General features: G+C 68.8%; 17 protein-coding genes. 4 read left to right on the forward strand and 13 right to left on the reverse strand.

The features are described from left to right. Nucleotides 1-31: 31 nt before the first annotated feature. The 5 genes from AC3ZI9_RS10510 to AC3ZI9_RS10530 form a co-directional block, all read right to left on the reverse strand. On the reverse strand, nt 32-559 hold the full coding sequence (locus AC3ZI9_RS10510; RefSeq protein ID WP_444554644.1) for an adenine phosphoribosyltransferase: 528 nt from the start codon (nt 557-559) through the stop codon (nt 32-34). 18 nt (nt 560-577) lie between these two features. Continuing rightward, nucleotides 578-1,270, reverse strand: coding sequence for a DNA-3-methyladenine glycosylase (locus AC3ZI9_RS10515; protein WP_444554566.1), 693 nt, complete (start codon nt 1,268-1,270; stop codon nt 578-580). Next, entirely contained in the window at nt 1,267-2,004 is a 738-nt protein-coding gene (locus tag AC3ZI9_RS10520) for a maleylpyruvate isomerase family mycothiol-dependent enzyme (protein WP_444554567.1), read from the reverse strand. Before AC3ZI9_RS10520 ends, AC3ZI9_RS10515 begins: the two co-directional genes overlap by 4 nt. Before the next feature lie 63 nt (nt 2,005-2,067). Further along, nucleotides 2,068-3,489 (reverse strand): argininosuccinate lyase, encoded by a 1,422-nt coding sequence (argH, locus tag AC3ZI9_RS10525; protein WP_444554568.1) that lies wholly within the window; start codon nt 3,487-3,489, stop codon nt 2,068-2,070. Nucleotides 3,490-3,491: 2 nt separating this feature from the next. Beyond that, nucleotides 3,492-4,700, reverse strand: coding sequence for an argininosuccinate synthase (locus AC3ZI9_RS10530; RefSeq protein WP_444554569.1), 1,209 nt, complete (start codon nt 4,698-4,700; stop codon nt 3,492-3,494). Between the two features lie 131 nt (nt 4,701-4,831). Between AC3ZI9_RS10530 and AC3ZI9_RS10535 the strand changes: the two genes are divergently transcribed. Further along, nucleotides 4,832-5,272 (forward strand): ankyrin repeat domain-containing protein, encoded by a 441-nt coding sequence (locus AC3ZI9_RS10535; protein WP_444554570.1) that lies wholly within the window; start codon nt 4,832-4,834, stop codon nt 5,270-5,272. 79 nt (nt 5,273-5,351) lie between these two features. Then, complete coding sequence (locus AC3ZI9_RS10540) at nt 5,352-6,056, forward strand: hypothetical protein (protein ID WP_444554571.1); 705 nt, start codon at nt 5,352-5,354, stop codon at nt 6,054-6,056. Nucleotides 6,057-6,117: 61 nt separating this feature from the next. Here the strand turns inward: AC3ZI9_RS10540 and AC3ZI9_RS10545 are convergent, their stop codons facing one another. From AC3ZI9_RS10545 to argC, 6 genes are read right to left on the reverse strand one after another with little or no spacing between them, the layout of a single operon-like run. Beyond that, nucleotides 6,118-6,633, reverse strand: a complete 516-nt coding sequence (locus AC3ZI9_RS10545) for an arginine repressor (RefSeq protein ID WP_444554572.1) — start codon at nt 6,631-6,633, stop codon at nt 6,118-6,120. Further along, the gene (gene argF / locus AC3ZI9_RS10550; protein ID WP_444554573.1) at nt 6,630-7,607 is read right to left on the reverse strand and encodes an ornithine carbamoyltransferase; all 978 of its coding nucleotides are present in this window, start codon (nt 7,605-7,607) and stop codon (nt 6,630-6,632) included. The genes AC3ZI9_RS10545 and argF overlap by 4 nt, the downstream gene beginning before the upstream one ends. Further along, complete coding sequence (locus AC3ZI9_RS10555) at nt 7,608-8,846, reverse strand: acetylornithine transaminase (protein ID WP_444561863.1); 1,239 nt, start codon at nt 8,844-8,846, stop codon at nt 7,608-7,610. A gap of 59 nt (nt 8,847-8,905) precedes the next feature. Continuing rightward, a complete protein-coding gene (gene argB / locus AC3ZI9_RS10560; RefSeq protein WP_444554574.1) occupies nt 8,906-9,853 on the reverse strand; it encodes an acetylglutamate kinase in 948 nt (315 codons plus the stop codon). An 11-nt stretch (nt 9,854-9,864) separates the two neighbouring features. Next, nucleotides 9,865-11,058, reverse strand: a complete 1,194-nt coding sequence (gene argJ, locus AC3ZI9_RS10565) for a bifunctional glutamate N-acetyltransferase/amino-acid acetyltransferase ArgJ (RefSeq protein ID WP_489923577.1) — start codon at nt 11,056-11,058, stop codon at nt 9,865-9,867. Beyond that, the gene (gene argC / locus AC3ZI9_RS10570) at nt 11,055-12,086 is read right to left on the reverse strand and encodes an N-acetyl-gamma-glutamyl-phosphate reductase (RefSeq protein WP_489923578.1); all 1,032 of its coding nucleotides are present in this window, start codon (nt 12,084-12,086) and stop codon (nt 11,055-11,057) included. The genes argJ and argC overlap by 4 nt, the downstream gene beginning before the upstream one ends. 136 nt (nt 12,087-12,222) lie before the next feature. On the opposite strand from argC, the gene AC3ZI9_RS10575 reads away from it, so the two are divergent. Both AC3ZI9_RS10575 and AC3ZI9_RS10580 read left to right on the forward strand, forming a co-directional pair. Then, nucleotides 12,223-13,209, forward strand: a complete 987-nt coding sequence (locus AC3ZI9_RS10575; RefSeq protein WP_444554577.1) for a quinone oxidoreductase family protein — start codon at nt 12,223-12,225, stop codon at nt 13,207-13,209. A gap of 20 nt (nt 13,210-13,229) precedes the next feature. Further along, nucleotides 13,230-13,811, forward strand: coding sequence for a DUF2087 domain-containing protein (locus AC3ZI9_RS10580; protein ID WP_444554578.1), 582 nt, complete (start codon nt 13,230-13,232; stop codon nt 13,809-13,811). Nucleotides 13,812-13,899: 88 nt separating this feature from the next. Here AC3ZI9_RS10580 and pheT read toward each other — a convergent pair whose 3' ends face one another. After that, a complete protein-coding gene (gene pheT, locus AC3ZI9_RS10585; RefSeq protein ID WP_444554579.1) occupies nt 13,900-16,443 on the reverse strand; it encodes a phenylalanine--tRNA ligase subunit beta in 2,544 nt (847 codons plus the stop codon). 2 nt (nt 16,444-16,445) lie between these two features. After that, nucleotides 16,446-17,531, reverse strand: coding sequence for a phenylalanine--tRNA ligase subunit alpha (gene pheS / locus AC3ZI9_RS10590; RefSeq protein ID WP_489923579.1), 1,086 nt, complete (start codon nt 17,529-17,531; stop codon nt 16,446-16,448). Between the last annotated feature and the right edge of the window lie 97 nt (nt 17,532-17,628).

Consider the following 17,628-nt stretch of genomic DNA (forward strand, 5'->3'; position numbering starts at 1 on the left):
GGTTTGGTGCCCGGCGGGCTCACGACCTCCGTCACACCAGTTGCAGGGCCTTCACCGGGTAATCCTGCAGTCGTTCCCGGCCACGGAGCTCCGCGAGCTCGAGGACGACCCCGATGCCGACGATCTCCGCCTGGGCCCGGCTCAACAGGGCGGCGGCGGAGGTGATGGTCCCTCCGGTGGCCAGGACATCATCCAACAGCAGGACCCGGGTTCCGGGCTTGATGTCGTCACGGTGCAACTCGAGCGTGGCCGTGCCGTATTCAAGGGTGTACTGCTCCGCGTGGACCGGCCGGGGCAGCTTGCCCTTCTTGCGGATGGTCACCATCCCGGTGCCGCTGGCGTAGGCCGCAGCCGCGGCCAGGACGAAGCCCCGTGCCTCGACTCCGGCGACGACGTCGAACGTCCCGGCGAAGGGGGCGATGATCTCATCGATCATCCGGCGCAATCCGTCGGCGTCGGCGAATGCGGGGGTCAGGTCCTTGAAGGAGACCCCCGGTTGCGGATAGTCGGGAACGATCGCACAGAGGCGATCCAGGAGCTCGGGCATGGTTTCGGTCATGGATTGCACGCATCCACTCTAGTCCCCATGTCCCGGGGTTCCTGCCGGTTTCCTCCCGTGACGGGGCTTGGCGGCACGATAGGCCGAGACGGTCGGCTCCTCCTCGAGCCAGAACCGCCAGGGGTAGGCATTGCTGCCCCCGGGTCCTGCCACCCCGACCCGGGGGCCGGAGCGCACCCCCGGGGGTGCGGTGGCGGGGAGCCGGGACAGGGTCGCGGCCAGCGCGGTCTCCTTCGCCGCCCGCTGCGGAGCGTCCGTCACGTCCACCCCGGTGATCAGTTCCAGTCCGTTGCAGCTCAGGTCCAGGCCCACGGCCTGGGCGAGTTTGGCGGGCCCGTTGGCCAGATCCCGTTCACGCCGTGGATTGCGTCGTCGCGCCCTGGCCGTGTCGGCACCCCCGATGATCTCCCCTCCCCGCAGCAGGACCGCTGAGGCCCTTCCTTCGGTTCCGCACACGACGTTCGCGCAATGGTGCATCCCATAGGTGAAGTAGCAGTACAGGGTTCCGGGGGGCCCGAAGAGCGAGTCGTTGCGTGCCGTGCGTCCCCGGTAGGCGTGGGACCCGGGGTCCTCCGCACCCTCGTAGGCTTCGACCTCGGTGATCCGCACCCCCACCTGATGGCCCTCGCGTTCGACCGTCAGGACGCATCCCAGCAGCAACGGCGCGACCTCGATCGCCGTCCGGGTGAGTTGGGGATCCGTCCCGCTCATTGCGCGACGGCCGGTCCCGAGGGCCAGGGCAGCAGCTCGGGCAGGTCCGCGCCGTCGGCCGCGGCGGTCGCCCTGACGGGGCCGGAGGGGTCGCGTCCGGCAAGCCAGCCGGCCAGATCGAATTCCATGCCGGTGACCACGTACCCGGTGGGGCCCGCGCCGAGGGTCACCGGCTGGCCCCCGGTGGGTTGCAGGACCAGCCGGTAGTCGGAGGGGACCCGCGGGGCCAGGAAGTCGAAGAGGTGGGCCGAGAATTCCGCGGGCCAGTCGGCCAGCGAAACGGTGGTGCCCAGGTCGGTGGCGTGGATGAGCACTTCCCGCCAGGCGGCCTCCACGCAATCGCCCACGGTTCCTTCACCCCGGAAGCTCGTGGTCCTGCCCCAGCCGTCGGCCGGGATGTCCGTGATCGATTCGTCCAGCAGGTCCAGTCCCTGCAGTGTGCGGGCAACCAGGGCGGATGGCTGTTGCAGGGCCCCGAGTTCGATCCGTTCGTTGCGGCCTTCCTGGCCGCCGTCGTAGAACTCGATGCGTTCACCCCGGGCGGCATGGGCCAGCTGCCGCGCCAGGGCGCGGGCGACCCCGTCGAGGTGGGCCAGCACATGGGCTTTGCTCCACCCTGGCAGGCTCGATGGTGCGGCGAATTCCCCGGGTGGTAGCGCCTCGATCGCGGCCCGGGCGCGGGCGGTGGCATCCTGGACGGCATCGGCCAGTGACGCGGTGGAAAGCTGTGTCATGGCAGCAGCCTACCGCCGTCGTCCGCGCTGGACGACGGCGGTGGGCCCTGCCGGTGCTGCGCTTCAGGCCGCGAAGTCGCGCAGGTCCCCCAGCTGCTCCTTCAGTGCGGCCAGCTGGGCGGCGACGGCGGCGGGGGCCGTGCCTCCCTGCGAGGAACGTGAGGCCAGCGACCCGGCGGTGCTGAGGACCTCTCGGACCGCGGGGGTCAGTTCCGGTGAGATCGCGGCGAATTCCTCGTCGGTCAGATCCCACAGTTCCACCCCCCGTGCTTCCGCCACCCGGACGGCCGAGCCGGAGAGCTCGTGGGCATCCCGGAAGGGAACCCCCTGGCGGACCAGCCATTCGGCGATATCGGTGGCCAGCGCGAAGCCCTGGGGGGCCAGGTCGGCCATCCGTTCGGTGTTGAAATCGAGCGTGGCGATCATTCCCGATACCGCGGGAAGCAGCAGTTCCAGGGTGTCGGTGGCATCGAACACCGGTTCCTTGTCCTCCTGGAGATCCCGGTTGTAGGCCAGCGGAAGCCCCTTGAGCGTGGCCAGCAACCCGGTCAGGTCGCCGATGAGTCGTCCCGCTTTGCCGCGGGCCAGTTCGGCGACGTCGGGGTTCTTCTTCTGCGGCATGATCGAGGAGCCCGTGGAGTAGGAATCATGCAAGGTGACGAAGGAGAATTCCTTGGTCGCCCAGAGGATGACCTCCTCGGAGATCCGGGACAGGTCCACCCCGATCATCGCGGCGACCCACGAATACTCGGCGAAGACATCCCGGCCTGCCGTTCCGTCGATGGAGTTCCAGCTGGCCGAATCGAAGCCCAGTTCCGCGGCGACGGCGTTCGGATCCAGTCCCAGTGATGAGCCGGCCAGTGCCCCGGAACCGTACGGGGACACCGCGGCCCGGCGGTCCCAGTCGGCCAGACGCTGGAGATCACGTAGCAGTGCCCAGGCGTGGGCCAGCAGGTGGTGGCCCAGCAGCACGGGTTGGGCGTGCTGCAGATGGGTGCGCCCGGGCATCGCGGCCCCGGGGTGGGCCTCGGCCTGCTCGATCAGCGCCTCGATGGTCGCCAGCACGCCCCGGGCGATGACCCGGGCATGGTCGCGCAGGAACATCCGCCCCAGCGTGGCGATCTGGTCGTTGCGTGAGCGTCCGGCGCGCAGCTTGCCGCCCAGCGTCGGTCCGGCCCGTTCGATCAGCCCGCGTTCGAGCGAACCATGGACGTCCTCATCCGATTCCGCGGCGACGTAGCTGCCGTCGGTGACATCTGATTCCAGCTGGTCCAGGGCCTCGATCATGCCCTGCAGTTCGTTCTCGTCCAGCAGCCCCGCGGTGTGCAGGACCCGGGCATGGGCCCGGGATCCGGCGATGTCGTAGCGGGCCAGCCGCCAGTCGAAATCCGTGGATTTGCTCAGTGCGGCCAGGGCGTCCGCGGGGCCGCCGGAGAACCGGCCGCCCCACAGGGCTCCTTCGTTGGTGCCATGTGCCTGGGTCATGCCTACTTGCCCTCGGCCACGCGCTCGTCGCGCTCCGTGGCAACCTTGGCCGAGAGTCCGAAGATGTCGATGAAGCCGCGGGCGCTGGACTGGTCGAAGGTGTCCCCGGTGTCGTAGGTGGCCAGATCGAAGCGGTACAGCCCGGTCTCCGAGCGGCGTCCCTCCACGACGGCACGGCCACCATGCATGACCATGCGGATGTCTCCGTTGACGTGGCGCTGGGTGTCGGCCACGAAGGTGTCCAGCGAACGCTTCAGCGGGGAGAACCACTGGCCGTCGTAGACCAATTCGCTCCAGCGTTGGGAGACCGTCGCCTTGAAGCGTGCCTGCTCGCGTTCGAGCGTGATGTTCTCCAGGTGCTTATGTGCTTCCATCAGCGCCATCGGGCCCGGGGCCTCGTAGATCTCTCGGGATTTGATGCCCACCAGGCGGTCCTCGACGATGTCGATGCGGCCGATCCCCTGGGCGCCGGCGCGGCGGTTCATCTGCTCGATGGCCTCCAGCGGGGTCACGGCCACCCCGTCGATGGCCACCGGGATGCCCTGGCGGAAGGAGATGGTCACCTCGTCGGGTGCCGGGGGGAACTCGGGGGAATCGGTGTAGCTGTACACGTCCTTGGTCGGGGCGTTCCAGATGTCCTCGAGGAAGCCGGTTTCTACCGCGCGGCCCCAGACGTTCTGGTCGATCGAGAACGGGTTGTTCTTGGTCGTTTCGATGGGCAGGTCGTTCTTCTCCGCGTATTCGATCGCCTTGTCGCGGGTCAGCGCCAGGTCACGGACCGGGGCGATGCACTTCAGTTCGGGGCCGATGGTCTGGATGCCGACCTCGAAGCGGACCTGGTCGTTGCCCTTGCCGGTGCAGCCATGGGCCACGGTGGTGGCCCCGAACTGCTTGGCGGCGGTGACCAGGTGCTTGACGATCACCGGGCGGGAGATCGCGGAAATCAGCGGGTAGTGGTCCTGGTAGAGGGCCCCGGTCTGCAGCGTGGGCATGCAGTATTCGTTGGCGAACTCGTCGCGGGCGTCGGCCACGTAGGCCTCGACCGCGCCGCAGCCCAGGGCGCGTTCACGCACCGTTTCCAGGGATTCGCCGCCTTGGCCCACGTCGACCGCGACGGCGATGACCTCGGCACCGGTGGCTTCAGCGATCCAACCGATGGCCACGGACGTATCCAGGCCGCCGGAGTAGGCCAGGACAATGCGTTCCTTCACGGGGTTTCTCCTCTGGGAATGGGGTTCGACACGTGGTCCGCGCCGATCAAGATCTGTTCTTATTCACAAGTCTACATAATTATGCACGCGATGCAATGCAGCCCCCACCGGCTGGCGGTAGGCTGGTGGGCATGACAGAGCCCGCCAACCAGCCAGTGCCAGAACTCAGCGACGAAGAACTTGCCTTCCTTCATTCCACCTTCGACCTTGCCCGTCAAGGGGAAGCGGCGAAGCTGTTGGCCCTCATCGGGGAGGGCCTGCCCGTTGACTTGACGAACCCCAAGGGCGACACCCTGCTGATCCTTGCCGCCTACAACGGGCATAACGACCTGGTGCGCGGCCTGGTCGAACTCGGCGCCACCGTGGACCGGCTCAACGACAAGGGCCAATCGGCGTTGACCTGCGCGGTGTTCCGACAGAATGCCGACCTCACCCGCTTCCTGCTGGAGTCCGGCGCTGACCCGAAACTGGGCCCCCAGAACGCCTGGGCCGTGACCGAGATGTTCGAACTGCCCGCCATGCGCGAAGTGCTCGAGAAGCATTCGCCCTCGGGCGGGTCAGACCAGCGCTGAGGCAGCACTTCTCCTACGATGGATGACGGCGCGGCGAACCGCGCCTACCCGCATCCATTCGCACCGGAGGAAATACCTGTTGTTGAAATCCCGTAGGAACCCCGCCCTCATCGTCCCTGCCGCAGCCATCCTGCTGCTGGGGCTGTCCAGTTGCGGGAGTTCGGTCCCCGACGCGTCGGAGATCTTCCCGAAGACCACCGAGGCCGTGAAGAACGCCGAGAGCGTCGCCATCAACGGTGACGTCGTCCAGGACGGCAAGGACCTGTCCATCGACATCTCCGGCACCCGTGACGGATCCAACTCCTTGGCCAAGGCCACCCAGGACCAGGGCAAAGTGACCATCCTGACCGTCGACGAGACCGCCTACCTCAAGGCCAATAAGGACTTCTGGAACGAGAACGCCGGCGAGGGTGCCGGAGAAATGCTCTCCAGCCTGGCCGGGGACAAGTGGATTTCCGTCGCCGACCCCGAGGAGTTCAATGAGTTCTCGGTCGGGTCCATGCTCGATTCACTGCTCGAGGAAGGCCCGGAGGACAGCGACCTGGAGGAGTACACGGATAAGTCGGTCGAGGAAGTCGACGGCCAGGAGGCGTATAAGTACGCCAACGGGGACAAGGCCTTCTGGGTTGCCTCGGAAGGGGAGCCCTACCTGCTGAAGGTCGAGGGCTTCTCGGATGAGAAGGATTCCGACGACGGCGGAGCCGTGACGTTCAGCGATTGGAACGACGTCGACGAACATGAGGCCCCGTCCAAGGACGAGACCATGAGCATCCCGGGGCTCTAGGACGTCGGAGCCTCCCCGCCCACCCCGGGCCGGTCAGCACATGACCGGCCCGGGGTGGGCGTTACTGCGTGTTGGCCAGCTCCAGGAAACGGGCGGCGATCTCCTCGCCGCCCTGGGGGTCGCGCGTTATCAACATGACGGTGTCGTCCCCCGCGATCGTGCCCAGCACATCGGGCATGATCGAATGGTCGATCGACAAGGCCAGGAAGTTCGCCGCCCCCGGAGGGGTGCGCAGGATGACGATGTTCGCCGAGGCCTCGGCGGTGACGATCAACTCGGCGGAGAGCTTCGCCAGCCGCGCATCGAGGACTTCCTGGGTGACACCGGTCTGCGGCGACCGGTCCCCTCCTTCGGAGCGCAAGGCGTAGACGAGCCCGCCTTCCACCCCGCGGACCCTGATCGCCCCCAGTTCCACCAGGTCACGGGACAAGGTGGCCTGGGTGACCTGGACGCCGTCGGCCGCCAGCAGCGCCGCCAGTTCGGCCTGGGACCTGACCGACCCCGCCCCGAGGATGGCCTTGATCCGCGCTTGACGGGCAATTTTCGTGGTGGGCTGGACCCCCGGCTGCAGGCTCATCGTCGCGCCCCCTCCTCGAGGCTCGGGGCTGCTGCCAGCCCCGAGGAGGCCATCAGCCAGGCCATCAGGGCCTTCTGCGCATGCAACCGGTTTTCCGCCTCGTCCCACACCACCGATTGGTCGCCGTCGATGACCTCGGCCGCGATCTCGTATTCGCGGTAGGCCGGCAGGCAGTGCAGCACGATCGCCTCGGGTGCCGCCAACGCCATCGCGGCCTCGTCGACCCGGTAGCGGCCGAAGAGCTTCACGCGTTCGGCCTTCTCGTCTTCCTGCCCCATGGAAACCCACGTGTCGGTGGCCACGACGTCGACACCGGAGAGCGCCTCGGATGGGTCGCTGGTGATCGTCACCGTCCCCCCGGTTTCGGCTCCACGGTCCCGGGCCGCGGCGACCACCGCCTCGTCGGGCAGATGGCCTGCGGGCCCGGCGATGCGTACGTGCATCCCCGCGGTCACCCCGGCCAGCAGATAGGAGTTGGCCATGTTGTTCGCCGCATCACCGAGGTAGGCCATGGAGAGTCCCGCTAGCTTTCCCTTATGCTCGCGGACGGTCAGCAGATCGGCCAGCAGCTGGCAGGGGTGGTATTCGTCGGAGAGCGAGTTGATCACCGGCACCCGGCTATGGGTTGCCATCTCCTCCAGCCCCGCTTGGGCGTAGGTGCGCCAGACGATCGTGGAGACCATGCGCCCGAGCACCCGCGCCGAGTCGGCGATCGATTCCTTATGGCCCAATTGGGATTCACCGGGGTTGATGATCAGCGGCTGGCCACCGAGTTCGGCGACCCCTGCGGCAAAGGAGACCCTGGTCCGGGTGGAGGTCTTGTCGAAGAAGACGGCAACGGTTTGCGGTCCGGCATAGGGGTGGTATCCGTACCGGTCGGCCTTCATGGCCGCGGCCAGGTCCAGGACCTCGGTCTGTTCGGCCTGGGTGAGGTCGGTATCGACCAGGAAATGACGAATGGTTGCGGTGCTCACTTAGTTCTCCTGTGCGATGGCGGTGGCGTAGAGCCCGGGCAGGGCGTCGACGAAGCCCCTGAGCTGTTCCATGGTGATGATCAACGGCGGGGCCAGCCGCAGCGTGGCCGGGCCGGTGGAGTTGATGATGAACCCCGCCTCGAGTCCTGCCCGCACGACGGCGGGAGCCACCTCGGTGGCCAGATCGAAGCCCACCAGCAGACCGTGGGCTCGCACCGCGGTGACGCAGTCCAGCTCCTGCAGGGCCTCGGCCAGGGCGGCCGAGGTGTCGCGGACGTGGGCCAGCACGTCCTGGCCTTCCAGGACGTGCAAGGTCGCCAGCGCGGACGCCGTGGCTGCGGGGTTCCCGCCGAAGGTGGTGCCGTGTTGGCCCGGACCCAACAAGGAGGAAACGGGCTCGCCGAAGGTGATCAGCGCCCCGATCGGGAATCCGCCGCCCAGCCCCTTGGCCAGGGTGATCGCGTCGGGGATGATCTCCTCCGAGGCGAACCAGGCCCCGGTCCGCCCGATGCCGGTCTGGACCTCGTCGATGATGAGCAGGGCCCCGGCCTCCTCGGTGATCCTCCTGGCCGCCTGCAGGTAGCCCTCGGGGTATCCGCGGACTCCGGCCTCGCCCTGGACGGGTTCGATGAAGACCGCGGCCACGGTCTCATCCACGGCGGCCCGCAGAGCCGCCGCGTCTCCGGCCGGCACCCATTCCACCCCGCCGGGCAACGGTTCGAAGGGCTCGCGGTAAGCCTGCTTCCAGGTCAGTGCCAGCGCGCCCATGGAGCGGCCGTGGAAGGCGTTCTCCAGGGCGATGATCCGCGTCCTGGCGGTTCCGCTGCCCGCCCCGTCGTTACGCCGGGCCAGTTTGAAGGCCGCCTCGTTGGCCTCGGTCCCCGAGTTGGCGAAGAAGACCTTCGACCCGTGGGGGGCCCGGGCGAGGGAGAGTAGTTTTTCCGCCAGGGCGATCTGGGTGGGACTGGTGAAGAAGTTCGACACGTGTCCCAGGGTGGCCAGCTGGCTGGAGACCACCGAGGTGAGGAACGGGTGGGCATGGCCCAGGGCGTTGACGGCGATGCCCCCGAGCAGATCGAGGTATTCACGCCCGTCGGCATCCCAGACCACGCAACCGGATCCGCGCACCAGGACCCGCTGGGGTGTCCCGAACACCCCCATCAGCGAGGCGTTGTAGCGGTCGGTCAGTTCGGTGGAGGCCAGCCCCTGCAGGGCCTCCAGTTCACCGGTCTGCCCCAGCGGGGAGGCCGTGTGGCGCCCGGAGGTCCGCTTCGGGCTGGATTTCTGGGGGTTCTGGCTCACGGTTCCTCCTCGGGAACGACCTGGGTGCCGACGCCTGCCGAGGTGAAGACCTCCAACAGCATCGAATGGGGTTGGCGTCCATCAACGATATGGGCGCGTTCGACGCCGTCATCGACCGCCTTCAGGCAGGCCTCCATCTTGGGGATCATGCCCGATTCCAGACGCGGCATCATCCGGCGCAATTCCGCGACGGTCAGCGAGGAGACCAATGAGGACCGGTCGGGCCAGTCCGAGTAGAGGCCCTCCACGTCGGTGAGGATGACCAGCTTGGAGGCTCCCAGGGCCGAGGCCACTGCGGCGGCGGCGGTATCGGCGTTGACGTTGAGGACCTGCCCGGTGGGTTCGCCGTCGTCGTCGACCTCGGGGGCGATGGTGGAGATCACCGGGATGCGGCCGGCGCCGAGCAGGTCGACCAGGGCGCGCGGTTCGACCCCGGTCACCTCCCCGACCAGCCCCAGGTCCACCGATTCCCCGTCGATGACGGTCCCGGTCCGGACGGCCTGCAGCAGGCCGCCGTCCTCCCCGGAGAGTCCGACGGCGTAGGGGCCGTGGGAGTTGACCAGCCCGACCAGTTCGCGGCCGACCTGCCCGGTCAGCACCATGCGCACCACGTCCATGGCCTCGGGGGTGGTCACCCGCAGTCCGCCGCGGAATTCGGAGTCGATGCCCAGTCGTTCGAGCATCGAGCTGATCTGCGGCCCGCCCCCGTGGACGACGACGGGGTGGATGCCGGCATGGTGCAGGAAGACGATGTCTTCGGCGAAGGCCCGGCGCAGCTCGTCGTTGACCATGGCGTTCCCGCCGTATTTGATGACCATCGTGCTGCCGGCGAAGTGCTGGATCCAGGGCAGGGCCTCGATCAACGCCTCGGCCTTGCGGTGGGCTGTGTCCCAGGCGTCGCCGGTCAGTGTGCCCTCGGGGCCGTTCGGGGTGTCGGTGTTCATGCGCGGCGGTCCTAGCTGGAGTAGGCGGAGTTCTCGTGGACGTAGTCGTGGGTGAGGTCGTTGGTCCAGATCGTCGCCTCGGCCTCGCCGGCATGCAGATCGATCTCCACCAGCACCTTCCGGCCGGTCAGGTCCACGAGCGAGCGGTCTTCGCCGATGCCTCCGGCGCGGCAGACCTGGACGCCGTTGATGGCGACGTCGAGCTCGTCGGGGTCGAAGGCGGCGGCGGTGGTTCCCACGGCGGAGAGCACCCGGCCCCAGTTGGGGTCCTGGCCGAAGATCGCGGTCTTGAACAGGTTGGAGCGCGCCACGGAACGGGAGACCTCTTCGGCGTCGTCCTCGCTGGCGGCGTTGAAGGACCGGATGCTGATTTCGTGGGCGGCGCCCTCGGCGTCGGCGATGAGCTGATGGGCCAGGTCGGTGCACACCCCGGTGAGCCCGTGGGTGAATTCGGCGAGATCGGGCCGGATTCCCGAGGCCCCGGAGGCCAGCAGCAGGACCGTGTCGTTGGTGGACATGCAGCCATCGGAGTCCGCCCGGTCGAAACTGACCCGGGTGGCGGCGCGCAGGGCGGCATCGAGTTCGGGGGCCTCGAGCGCGGCATCGGTGGTGATGACCACCAGCATCGTGGCCAGCCCCGGGGCCAGCATGCCGGCCCCCTTGGCCATGCCGCCGATGGCGTATCCGGCGCAGGAGAAACCCGCCTGTTTGGGGACCGAGTCGGTGGTCATGATCGCGGTGGCGGCATCGGCCCCGCCGTCGGGCCCGGATCCTGCCTCCAGGGCCGCGCAGGCGGTGCCGATGCCTGCGGTGATCTTGTCCATCGGTAGTTGTTCGCCGATCAGCCCCGTGGAGCAGACCAGCAGGTCCCCGGCGTCGACCCCGAGCGCGTCGGCGGTGGCCTCAGCGGTGGCCCGGGTGTTGGCGTGGCCTTCGGCGCCGGTGCAGGCATTGGCTCCCCCGGAGTTCAGGATCACTGCCTCGGCCCGGCCGTCGGCGATCACCTTCCGGGACCAGTGGATGGGGGCCGCCGCCACCCGGTTGGTGGTGAAGACCGCTGCGGCGTTCTTGGCCGGCCCGTCATTGACCACCAGGGCCAGGTCGGGGGTGCCCGAGGCCTTCAGGCCGGCGGTGATGCCGACGGCACGGAATCCCGCGGCGGCGGTGACCCCCTGCGGGGTGTGGTGCTCAGGGGCGTGGTTCACGGGGCGATCCCTTCCATGTCGAGTCCCCGGGTTTCGGGCAGACCCAGGGAGAGGTTCATCGATTGCACGGCCCCACCGGCGGTCCCCTTGGTGAGGTTGTCGATGGCGCAGACCACGATGACGCGGCCCGCATGGTCGTCGAAGGCCAGCTGCAGCTGGGCGTGGTTGGAGGCCTGCACGGCCTTGGTCGTGGGCCACTGGCCTTCGGGCAGCAGGTGCACGAAGGGTTCATCCGCGTAGGCGGTGGCCCAGGCGGCCCGCAGGGCGGCGGCTTCGACGCCGGGTTTGACCCGTGCGGTGGCCGTGGCCAGGATGCCGCGGGCCATCGGAGCCAGGGTCGGGGTGAAGGAGACGGTGACCGGTTCGCCGGCCGCGGCGCTGAACCCCTGTTCCATTTCCGGGGTGTGCCGGTGCATCCCGCCCACCCCGTAGGGGCTCATGCCGCCGATGACCTCGGAGCCCAGCAGGTGGGGCTTCATCGATTTGCCGGCCCCCGAGGTGCCCGAGGCCGAGATGATGACGACGTCGTCCGTCTCCAGCAGACCCGCGGTGAAACCGGGGACCAGGGCCAGTTGGGCCGAGGTCGGGTAGCACCCGGGGACGGCGATGCGGGTGGCCCCGCGCAGCTTCTCGCGGTGCCCGGGCATTTCGGGCAATCCGTAGGGCCAGTGTCCTGCGTGCTCCCCGCCGTAGTACTTCTCCCAGGCCTGGGGCGAGGAGAGCCGGTGGTCCGCCCCGGCGTCGATGACCACGGTGTCTTCGGGCAGCTCGGCGGCCAGGGCGGCGCTGGCCCCGTGCGGCAGGGCCAGGAAGACGACGTCGTGCCCGGCGAGGTTCTCCGCGGTCGTGTCCACCAGAATGCGGTCGGCGAGCGCATGCAGGTGCGGTTGCAAGCTGCCCAGTCGCTGCCCGGCATTGCTATGGGCGGTGATGGCCCCGATCGTGACGTCGGGGTGCTGCGCCAGCAGGCGCAGGACCTCTCCGCCGGCATATCCACTGGCCCCGGAAACGGCTACCGAAATACTCATGGCCCCAGCCTACAACGCTCTTATGCACCATGGCTAATAATTATTCATACATCGGGGTCATCTTCGCCCTCCGCCAAGCACCCGGCGCCCGGACCACCTAGGCTGGGCAGACCATCACGAACGAAGGAGTCTTCCCATGCCCCACGCACTACGGATCCCCCAGGCAGGCGGCCCCGAGGTCTTCGAACTGGTGGACGTCGAACGCCCCGCCCCCGGACCCGGCCAGCTGTTGGTCCGTCTGGCCGCCGTGGGAGTGAACTTCATTGAAACCTACCAGCGTTCGGGGGTCTACCCGGTCCAGTACCCGTTCGTCCCCGGCACCGAGGGCTCCGGCACCGTGGAGGCCGTCGGCGAGGGGGTCACCGACCATGCCGTCGGGGACCGGGTCGCCACCTCCGAGGGGACCGGAAGCTACGCCGAGTACATGCTGGTGGACGCCGAGAAGGCCTTCCCGGTCCCCGAGGGGGTCTCCGACGAGGTGGCCGGGGCACTCCCGCTGCAGGGCTTCACCGCCCACTACCTGATCAACAACAGCTTCAAGGTCGGCCCCGGGGACACCGTGCTGACCTATGCCGGCGCCGGCGGGGTCGGCCAACTGCTGATCCAGCTGCTCAAGCTGCGCGGAGCCACGGTCATCACCACCACGTCGACGGAGGAAAAGGCCGAATTGGCCCGGGCCGCCGGAGCCGACCACGTGCTCTCCTACGCCGAGGTCCCCGACCGCGTGCGGGAGCTCACCGACGGCCGCGGCGTCGACGTGGTCTACGACGGCATCGGCAAGGACACCTTCGAGGGTTCGCTGGCCTCCCTGCGCATCCGCGGCACCCTGGTGCTCTTCGGCGGCGCCTCCGGACAGGTCCCTCCCTTTGACCTGCAGCGGCTGAACTCCCACGGTTCGTTGACCGTCACCCGGCCCAAGCTCTCCGATTTCCTCCTGGACGGCCCCGAGCGCCGGTGGCGGGCCCAGGAGATGTTCTCCCTGGTGGCCGAGGGGACGCTGAAGGTGGCCATCGGCGCCCGGTTCCCGCTGGAGCAGGCCGGGCAGGCCCATACGGCCTTGGCCTCACGGGCCACGACCGGCAAGGTGATCCTGCTGCCGGATTCCAGCAACGCCAACGCCTGATCCACATACGCAGGAGGAACATGACACGGCACGACGATGAGGCACCGGGCCCCCAGCGGTGGCGCCCGGTGGTGGCGGCCCTGGCCAATGCCGAGCAGCGCCTGCTGCTGGCCGAGGTCATCATCGCCGAGGCCGCCCGGGAGGGGACCGTGGTTTCGGATGCCCGGCGGAGCAAGGGCCTGGACCGGCTGGCCGGCTCCGGGGTGCTGGCCGGAACGGACGGCGATTGGAGGGTCGACGCCGCCGGACTGCGCAGCCTGCTCTCGACGCCGACGCCGACGCGTTCCGGGGCCACCGGGGACGAGGTCCTGGACCGTTTCGTGGACGACGGGCGCATCCACACCTATCCGGCCAAACCCGGACCACGCCGCCGGCTGCTGGGCTGGGCCGCACTCCGGGCACTGGCCCCCGAGGAGGTCCTCACCGAGGGTGAGCTGAACCGCCGGTTGGAGGCGTTGACCTCCGATGTGGTGACGCTGCGCCGCTACCTGGTGGACGCGGGTCTGCTCACCCGTTCCCTGGATGGATCGGCCTACCGGCGGGCCGCCGGGGAGCAGACCGGGCAGGAGCCGTCCGGGCAGGATTCGCTCAGCAGGGGTTGACACCCCCGGAGGCCGTCCCCCCCGGACGACGGCGGGGCCGGAACCCCTGCTGGGAGGTTCCGGCCCCGTCGTCATGCTGCGGGCTGGTTCAGCGCTGGACGGCACCGAACTTCTCGGCGGCCGCGGCCACGGCCGCCGCCCTCGAGGCCGAGGCCTCGTCGGCGGTCAACGTCCGGTCCTCGGCGCGGAAGCGCAAACCGAAGGCCAACGATTTCTTGCCTTCCTCGATCCCCGGGCCCTGGTATGCGTCGAACAGGGCGACGTCCTCCAGGAGTTCCCCCGCTCCCAGGCGCAGGGTTTCCAACACGTCCCCGGCGACCACGTCGCGATCCACGACCAGGGCCACGTCCTGCGTGGACAAGGGGTAGGTCGAGATGGCCCGGGCGACGACCAGGTCCGCGGCCGCCGCGAACAGCGTGTCGGCATCGAGTTCCATCGCCACCGTGCGGGCTGGTAGACCGGAGGAGGCGAGCAACCGGGGATGCAGTTCCCCGGCGATGCCGACGTATTCGCCGGTGCGCAACGACAGCCGGGCCGTACGCCCCGGGTGGAACGCCTGATGCGTCCCCTGGGACACCACCAGTTCGACCCCCAGGATGTCTGCCACCAGTCGGGCCACATCCAGGGCCGAGGCCCAGTCGTGGGCCCGTGGCTCCACCCCGACGCCGGGGGCCGCATCGTTGCCGAACAACACGGCGCCGATATGCTGCGGCTGTTCGGGCAGACCGTCATCCAGTGCGTCCAGGACGTCGTCGGCGGGGCGTTCACCCAGCGGCGGGATCGTCGCGGTGCCCAGCGTTTCACCGGGCAGGTAGACCAACCCGGCCTCGTAGAGGGCCAGATCGCGGAAGCCCCTGGAGTGGTTCCGACGCGCGGTCTCCAGCAGTCCGGGCAGGATGCTGGTGCGCAGGAACCCGAACTCGGTGGAGATCGGGTTGGCCAGCTTCACCGCCGCGACCTCGGTGCCGGCCGTTGCCGCGCCGAAGGTCTGGTTCTGCGCCAGGGACACGAACGGATAGCTCAGCACCTCGGTCAGTCCGGCGTCGGCGAGGCCCTGGAGCACCCGGCGGCGTTGCTGCTGGGTCCGGGTCAGGCCGCGCCCGGGGGGAGCCACCGGAAGGGTCGAGGGGATCTCCTCGTAGCCGACCAGCCGGGCGATCTCCTCCACGAGGTCCTCGCGGATGCGCAGATCGGGCCGCCAGGACGGTGCGGTGACCCGCAGCCCCGCGGTGGTCTGCTCCACGGTTGCACCCAGATCCCTCAGCGTTCCGGTGACCTGTTCGGGGGTGTAGTCGACGCCGATCAGCTTCGAGGCGAAGTCCTCGGGCAGATCGATGATGCGTGGTTCGGGCCGGGCGCCCTCGTCGGTCGCGGTGTCCTCGGCGGTTCCGCCGGCCAGTTCAACCAGGAGTTCGACGGCGCGTTGGGCGGCTTCGTCGGCCACTTCCCAGTCGACTCCGCGCTCGAAGCGTTTGGAGGCCTCGGAGGGTAGCCTGTGCCGGCGACGGGATCTGGCCACGGCCACCGGGCTGAAGTGGGCGGCTTCGATGAGCACGTTGGCCGTGGACGTCGAGACCTCGGTCTCGGTGCCTCCCATGACCCCGGCGATGCCGATGGCTCCCCGGTCGTCGGCGATCACCACGTCCTGGGGGTCCAGCTCCCGCTGCTTGTCGTCGAGCGTCCTCAGGCGCTCCCCCGCCGTGGCACGACGCACCACGATGTCCCCGCGCAGGACGTCGGCATCATAGAAGTGCAGCGGCTGGCCCAGTTCGAGCATCACGTAGTTGGAGATGTCCACGATCAGTGAAATCGTCCGCATTCCGGCCAGGGTCAGCCGCGAGGCCATCCAGGGAGGGGTCGGCCTCGAGGCGTCCACCCCGGTGACGGTCCGGGCCACGAACCGGTCGCAGCCGGGGGCCGCGTAGGCTCCTGCATCGTCGGCGATCCGTACCGGGTATCCGGGTCCGGTCGCGGCGGGGACGGTGACCCCCGCCGCCGGGTCGGTGAAGGTGGTGTGCGTGGCGTGGGCGTATTCGCGGGCGACGCCGCGGATCGAGAAGCAGTAGCTGCGGTCCGGGGTGACGTTGATTTCCGCCGCCTGGTCGTACAGGCCCAACAGCTCCATGGCATCGGAGCCGATCTCGGGGTCCAGCCCCAGGCGCGAGAGCACGATGATCCCGTCGTGGTCATCACCGATGCCCAGTTCGCGGGAGGAGGCGATCATCCCTGCCGAGACATGACCGTAGGTCTTGCGGGCACTGATGGCGAAGTCGCCGGGCAGCACGGCCCCGGGAAGGGTGACCACGACCTTGTCGCCTTCGACGAAGTTGTGCGCACCGCAGACGATGCCCTGCACGCCCGAGGGGTCGATCCCGTCGTGGGTGAGGTCCTGGGTGGCCCCTTCGGGCACCACGCGGACCTGGCACCAGTTGATGGTCTTGCCGTTCGTCTGGGGTTCCTTGACCAACGATTCGACCCGGCCCACGACGATGGGACCCGAGATGGAGTCGGTGGGACGGTGGACGTCCTCCTCCTCCAAGCCGACCCGCACGAGGTCGGCCATGACGTCTTCGGCCGTGGCGTCGGCCGGTACCTGCGCGTATTCGCGCAACCAGGAAAGGGGTATGCGCATGATTAGATCTCCATCCCGAAGTGTTCGCTGAAGCGGATGTCGCCCTCGATCATGTCGCGCATGTCCGGGACGTCGTTACGGAACATGAGCGTGCGTTCGATGCCCATGCCGAAGGCGAAGCCCGAGTATTCCTCGGGGTCGATGCCGGCGGCGCGCAACACATTGGGGTGCACCATCCCGCAGCCACCCCATTCGATCCAGGCCGGTCCTCCCTTGGCCCCGGGGTGGAAGATGTCCAGCTCGGCGGAGGGCTCGGTGAAGGGGAAGAAGTTCGGGCGCAGCCGGATCGCGGCATCGGGGCCGAACATCTGCCGGGCGAAGTGTTCCAAGGTGCCGCGCAGATCGGCCATGGTCAGGCCCTTGTCCACGGCCAGGCCCTCGAACTGGTGGAAGACCGGGGTATGGGTGGCGTCGAGCTCGTCGGTGCGGAACGTCTTGCCCGGGCACAGCACATAGACGGGCAGATCGCGCTCGAGCATCGAGCGGATCTGCACCGGCGAGGTGTGGGTACGCATCACCAGGTGGGACTCGGCGGGTTCGATGAAGAAGGTGTCCTGCATGTCGCGGGCCGGATGGTCCGGGGCAAAGTTCAGGGCGTCGAAGTTGAACCATTCCGATTCGACCTCGGGGCCCTCGGCGATCTCCCAGCCCATGCCCACGAAGATATCGCTGACCCGTTCCTGCAGGGTGGACAGCGGGTGCCGGGCCCCGGCACGACGGCGGTGCGCCGCCGCGGTGACGTCCACGGCCTCCTCGATGAGGATCCGTGCGGCGTCCTCCTCCTCCAGGACCATGGTGCGTGCGGCCAGGGCCTTGTTGACGCGGCCACGGGCCCCGCCCATCAGCTTGCCGGCTGTCGCCTTCTCGGTCTTGTCCAGCCGGCCGATTTCGCGGTTGGCCAGGGCCAGCGGGGACTTCTCTCCGCTATGGGCCAGCCGGGCCTGCTTGAGCATATCGAGATCGGTGGCCGCCTCGATGGCCGACAGGGCGGCGTCGACGGCAGCCTGGACTGCCGCCTCGTCGGTGGGATGCGGAACCGACGGTGCGGTTCCTCCGGGTCCACCGTTCGGTGGCGTGGCTTCAGACATGGCAGATGTACGGCCCTTTTCACGGTTGGGGTGGTCCTGTTTCCGGATCCCAGTCTAGTAGTTCGCCCCCGGGCTCCCGAACCCACGCGCGGACATT

It is taken from the genome of Arthrobacter sp. AOP36-F1-5 (assembly GCF_058137995.1).